We start from the raw sequence: 5,184 nt of genomic DNA, 5'->3' as shown, positions 1-5,184 counted from the left end.
CCGAGCCGCCTCAGGGCGATAAGGTAATGAAGGCCAAGGCTGTTATTCGGTCCGCGCAGCAGCTCGGCTAAGCTGTCACCGTTCAATTTCGGTGCGGAGCCGGTTCCCGAATGGTCATCCGGACCGGCATTGCGTTCGGCAGGAACATTGGGGCGGGCAGCAGCGGGCAGCGGTCCGCTGCCCGCACCCCCGCTTTCCTGCCATACCTGCGCCGCTGCAGCGCTGTAAGCGGCGGGAAAGCTCTCGCCGAGCGCAAGGCGGCGGCGGAGCTCGTTCTGGAGCAGGCCGCTTTCCTCAGAGAGAAAGTGTGCCAGCGGCAATAGCTGCGCCAGGCTTCCGGCCTCGGAGCCGAAGCACAGGCTGCTGACGACGCCAGTCGCTTCCAGCAGCGCCACCGCGCCGAAGGCGAACCACTCGGCAGGCTGAACGGCATAAGCGACCGGCAGCTCAATTACCAGATCGGCGCCCATGCGCAGAGCCATTTCAGTCCGTGCCCGCTTACTTAACATAGCAGGCTCCCCGCGCTGGGTGAAAGAACCGCTCATCACGACGATGGAGTGGCTAGCGCCGGACAATCTTTTGGCTTCGTTATAATGGTGGACATGCCCGTTATGTAAAGGGTTGTATTCGGCAATAATCCCTACTGTCGGCACGCAGGGTTCACTCCTGTTCTGTTTATAGTAATGGTGCTGGTTTAAGCGTAAGCAAGCTCAGTCAAAACGCCAAGAATGGGTTACTAATAGTTATAACATAATTCAGAGTCCCTTTACCTAACAATATAAAGGGGAAATAGTTGACAAAGGTCATATGAGGTAGGTATAATAAATTTTGTTTGTTTGGAGTGATATTTATGAAGTTTCACTTTCGCAAAATTGCAAATGCCGACGGACCTATGCACTTCCATGAGAATGTGGATGTAAGCGAAGCCGTCAAAGGCCGCAAGGATATTTTGACTGTATCACCGTTATTGGCCGATCTCGATGCGCTGCCCGCGGCTGCGGATCTCGTAACCGTGGAGGGTAAGCTGAGCGGAGATGCCGACATGCTATGTGCACGTTGCTTGACTCCTGTCAAGACGCATATGGATATTCCTTTTGCCGAAACGTTCAAGTGGGGCAAGGAACCGGCTGAGCCGGAAGAAGATGCGGACGACGATCTTATCTACGTGACCGATGAAGCCGTAGATTTGACGTCTTATGTCCAGGAAAGCTATCTTCTTCATTTGCCGCTTTCCGTGCTTTGCACTCCGGACTGCAAGGGACTCTGTCCCACGTGCGGTCATAATCTGAACGAAGGCGCCTGCAGTTGCGACAACACCGTAATCGACCCGCGTCTTGCCGGGTTGAAAGATTTTTTCAAATGAGAAGATGAGACTGAAACGGCCCGATTAATCGGGTTGACTTGAATAAGGAGGTGGAACACATGGCAGTACCTCAACGTAGAACGTCCAAAACACGCCGTGACAAGCGCCGCACGCACTTTAAGCTGGTTGTCCCGGGCATGGTGAAATGTGAACAATGCGGAGAATTGAAGCTTGCTCACCACGTATGCAAAGTATGCGGAACGTACAAAGCAAGAGAGATCATCAAGCAGTAGCAGTCTTACAAACAAAGTAGTACTTCATCTATCGGTGAGGTGCTATTTTTTTGTGCGGAAAGGCAAAAAAGGTTTGCTGTAGGGAATCCGCTATTTTGGAGGCGTCCGGAGCAGGTTTTGAAGTCAAAGCTTTATTTTTGCGGCCTCATGCTTTATACTACATATTAGTACCAGGTTCTAAGTTTAGAATGAACATAACTTCCGACATAACTTGCGGCCGATAGATGGGTATGCTTTCATAAACAAGGACGGGAGGTGAACCGCCATCGAGCGCGTGCCGAAGAAAGAACGCCAGCAGCAGCTGTTGCAGATTATTGAGGAAAATCCTTTTGTCACGGACCGTGAGCTTACCCGGCAGCTGAAGGTCAGCATACAAACGATCCGGTTGGACCGAATGGAGCTTGGTATTCCGGAGCTGCGGGAGCGCATGAAGCAGATGGCGGAGCATTCCTACGATCAGGTGCGTTCTCTTCCTGTGGACGAAGTGGTTGGCGATATCGTTGATTTGCAGCTGGACAAGAGCGGCATTTCGATCTTTGAAATCCGTGGGGAGCATGTCTTCTCCAGGAACGGGATCGCCCGCGGCCATTATGTGTTCGCTCAGGCCAATTCGCTGGCGGTTGCCGTCATCAATGCTGAAATCGCGCTTACCGCCTCCGCTGATATCCGCTTTGTACGCATGGTCCGTCTGGGTGAGAAATGCATATCCAAGGCTTACGTCCGTTCGCTAACGGGCCGCAAGGGCAAGGCCGAGGTCGATGTATTTACATATGTTGGTGAGGAGATGGTCTTTCAGGGCCATTTTGTCGTGTACCGGTCCGTAAACGAAGAATACAGCGAAGGAGTGAGCCGTAGTGCAGATCGCCATTGACGCCATGGGCGGGGACCACGCGCCCGAGAGCAACGTGGAGGGCGCCTTGTCCGCGGCGGCGGAATGGAAAGACACACAGATTATTCTAGTCGGTGACGAAGCAATACTGGCACCGCTGCTTAAAGATAAGCCGGCCAATGTAACGGTCCGCCATGCAAACGAAGTAATCGGGCCCGATGAGGAACCCGTCAAAGCCGTAAGGCGGAAAAAGGATTCGTCCATGGTTGTTGCGGGAAAGATGGTTAAAGAAGGCGAAGCCGAGGCCATGATATCCGCCGGCAATACGGGGGCTCTTATGACGACAGGGCTGCTTATTGTCGGAAGAATGCCGGGCATTGAGCGCCCGGCGCTCGCTCCTATGATCCCGACCCTCGACGATGTCGGTGTGCTGGCTCTGGATCTAGGCGCGAATATGGATGCCGAGCCGCAGCATCTGGCGCAGTACGCGCTGATGGGAAGCATTTACCGCAGCAAGGTGCACGGCATTTTACAGCCGCGCGTTGGTCTCCTGAACGTCGGCGCGGAGCCCGGCAAGGGAAACAAGCTGACAAAGGAAGCGTATCCGCTGCTGGAGCAGCTTCCAGGCATCCGCTTTGTCGGCAACGTGGAAGCGCGCGACATCCTGACGGGAAGCTGCGATGTGCTTGTCTGCGACGGATTCGCCGGCAATATTTTGCTGAAGTCGCTGGAAGGTGCGGCGGGAGCGATTTTCTCCCTGCTCAAAGAGCAGCTCAGCCGCTCTCTCAAGACAAAGCTTGGAGCGGCGATGCTTATGCCAGAGCTGAGAGGTCTCAGAGGCAAGATGGATTACAAGGAGCACGGCGGCGCACCGCTGCTGGGCTTAAGCGGTCTCGTAGTGAAGGGACACGGTTCTTCTGACGGAAACGCCATCAAAAATGCGGTCCGGCAGGCGCGGCAGGCGCTTTCGTCCGGTCTTGTCCCAAGTATATCCAAGGAAATCAGCGGGAAGTGAGTGACATTATGAATAACTTACGGCCGGTCGGTATTATCGGCACGGGAAAATATGTACCCGAAAAAATATTAACCAACAGTGATCTGGAAAAAATAGTGGAAACAAACGATGAATGGATTGTCAGCCGGACGGGAATCCGCGAGCGGCATATCGCGGCTCCGGACGAGGCAACTTCCGATCTTGCCTATGAAGCGTCGCTTCGGGCGCTGGCTTCGGCAGGCATGAAGGCTGAAGATCTTGATTTGATCATTGTGGCTACAATAACGCCGGACACGACCTTTCCTTCTACAGCCTGCATTTTGCAGGATAAGCTCGGAGCAAAGCGCGCGGCGGCATTCGACCTGTCTGCGGCCTGCTCCGGTTTCGTATACAGCCTGGCGACGGCAGTCGGTTTCATTCAGAACGGCATGTACAACAATGCCCTGATTATTGGAGCCGACACGCTGTCACGGATAACGGATTATACCGACCGAAATACCTGTGTGCTATTTGGCGACGGTGCTGGAGCGGTCGTAGTCGGCGAAGTGCCGGAGGGCCGGGGATTCCAGTCCTTTGATCTTGGCGCAGAAGGCGCCGGCGGACCGCTACTCAAGCTGGAAGGCGGAGGCTCGCGGCTGCCCGCTACGGCGGAGACGGTGGAAGGCAAGAAGCATTTCATCTATATGAACGGCCGGGAAGTGTTCAAGTTTGCGGTCCGGGTTATGGGTGCGGCGACGGAGAAGGTGCTTGGCAAGGCGGGGCTTGCAAAAGAAGACATTGACTTATTCATACCGCATCAGGCGAATATTCGCATCATTCAGTCGGCGATGCAGCGTCTTGATCTTCCGCCGGAGAAGTGCGTAATCAATGTAGACAAATACGCGAACACCTCGGCGGCATCTATACCGCTCGCCTTAGTGGAAGCGGCGGAAGAGGGACGGATGAAGGAAGGCGATACCGTTCTGATGGTCGGCTTCGGCGGAGGTCTGACTTGGGGCGCTTCCATATTGATTTGGTAAGCGGAAGGGAGCAAATAGCATAATGAGTAAAATCGCATTCGTATTTCCCGGCCAGGGCGCGCAGGCGGTTGGTATGGCGAAGGATGCCTATGAAGCTGTGCCCGAGGCCCGTGCGATATTTGAAAAAGGCGATGAAGTTCTCGGCTTTCCGCTCAGCACGCTTGTCTTTGAAGGGCCTGACAGCGAGCTTAAGCAGACAGCGAATACGCAGCCCGCGCTGCTGACAGCGAGCGTAGCCTATCTGGAGGCGCTGAAGGGCAAAGGCCTTACGCCGGATTATGTGGCCGGCCACAGCCTGGGAGAATACAGCGCGCTGGTGGCTGCTGGCGTACTGGCCTACGAGGACGCCGTCAAGCTGGTGCGTCTGCGCGGCCAGTTTATGGAAGAGGCTGTGCCAAGCGGACAAGGCGCGATGGCGGCCGTGCTGGGCGCCGGGCGCGAAGCGCTGGCGGACCTGTGCCGCAGCGTATCGGAGCAGGATGGCCCGGTTGAGCTGGCGAACGTCAACTGCCCGGGACAGATTGTCGTATCGGGCTCGCAGGCGGGCGTGAACGCGGTCGTTCAGCGGGTGAAGGAAGCTGGCGGCAAGCGGGCAATTCCGCTGGAAGTGAGCGGTCCTTTCCATTCCTCCATGATGAAGGCAGCGGCTGAAAGACTGTCGGACGAGCTGGCGAAGACGGAGTTCAAGGCACCGTCCGTTCCCGTTGTCGTCAACGTTACCGCGCTTCCCGTCACGAATCCGGCGG

Annotated in this window: 7 protein-coding genes; 6 read left to right on the top strand and 1 reads right to left on the bottom strand. The window is 55.6% G+C overall.

Annotated elements, in window-relative coordinates:
* On the bottom strand, window positions 1–653 hold a 653-nt coding region (locus L691_RS0100790), incomplete at its 3' end, for a nucleotidyltransferase family protein (RefSeq protein WP_025688155.1).
* A 197-nt stretch (window positions 654–850) separates the two neighbouring features.
* Between L691_RS0100790 and L691_RS0100785 the strand changes: the two genes are divergently transcribed.
* From L691_RS0100785 to fabD, 6 genes are all read left to right on the top strand, one after another.
* Window positions 851–1,363 carry a YceD family protein gene (locus tag L691_RS0100785; protein WP_025688154.1) on the top strand — a complete coding sequence of 171 codons (513 nt, stop codon included), beginning with the start codon at window positions 851–853 and terminating at the stop codon, window positions 1,361–1,363.
* A gap of 59 nt (window positions 1,364–1,422) precedes the next feature.
* Window positions 1,423–1,596: a 50S ribosomal protein L32 gene (rpmF, locus tag L691_RS0100780; RefSeq protein ID WP_019911234.1), complete on the top strand. Its 174-nt coding sequence runs from the start codon at window positions 1,423–1,425 to the stop codon at window positions 1,594–1,596.
* A 274-nt stretch (window positions 1,597–1,870) separates the two neighbouring features.
* Entirely contained in the window at window positions 1,871–2,467 is a 597-nt protein-coding gene (fapR, locus tag L691_RS0100775) for a transcription factor FapR (RefSeq protein WP_025688151.1), read from the top strand.
* Window positions 2,451–3,440, top strand: coding sequence for a phosphate acyltransferase PlsX (plsX, locus tag L691_RS0100770; RefSeq protein ID WP_025688150.1), 990 nt, complete (start codon window positions 2,451–2,453; stop codon window positions 3,438–3,440). Before fapR ends, plsX begins: the two co-directional genes overlap by 17 nt.
* Window positions 3,441–3,448: 8 nt before the next feature.
* The gene (locus L691_RS0100765) at window positions 3,449–4,438 is read left to right on the top strand and encodes a beta-ketoacyl-ACP synthase III (protein ID WP_025688149.1); all 990 of its coding nucleotides are present in this window, start codon (window positions 3,449–3,451) and stop codon (window positions 4,436–4,438) included.
* A 22-nt stretch (window positions 4,439–4,460) separates the two neighbouring features.
* Window positions 4,461–5,184 (top strand): ACP S-malonyltransferase (gene fabD / locus L691_RS0100760; RefSeq protein WP_025688148.1); only part of this gene is annotated, 724 nt, incomplete at its 3' end.

Source organism: Paenibacillus zanthoxyli JH29 (assembly GCF_000520715.1).
GTDB lineage: Bacteria > Bacillota > Bacilli > Paenibacillales > Paenibacillaceae > Paenibacillus_AQ > Paenibacillus_AQ zanthoxyli.
The sequence above is the reverse complement of the archived record's forward strand: the minus strand, read 5'-3'. Positions and strand labels throughout refer to the sequence as shown.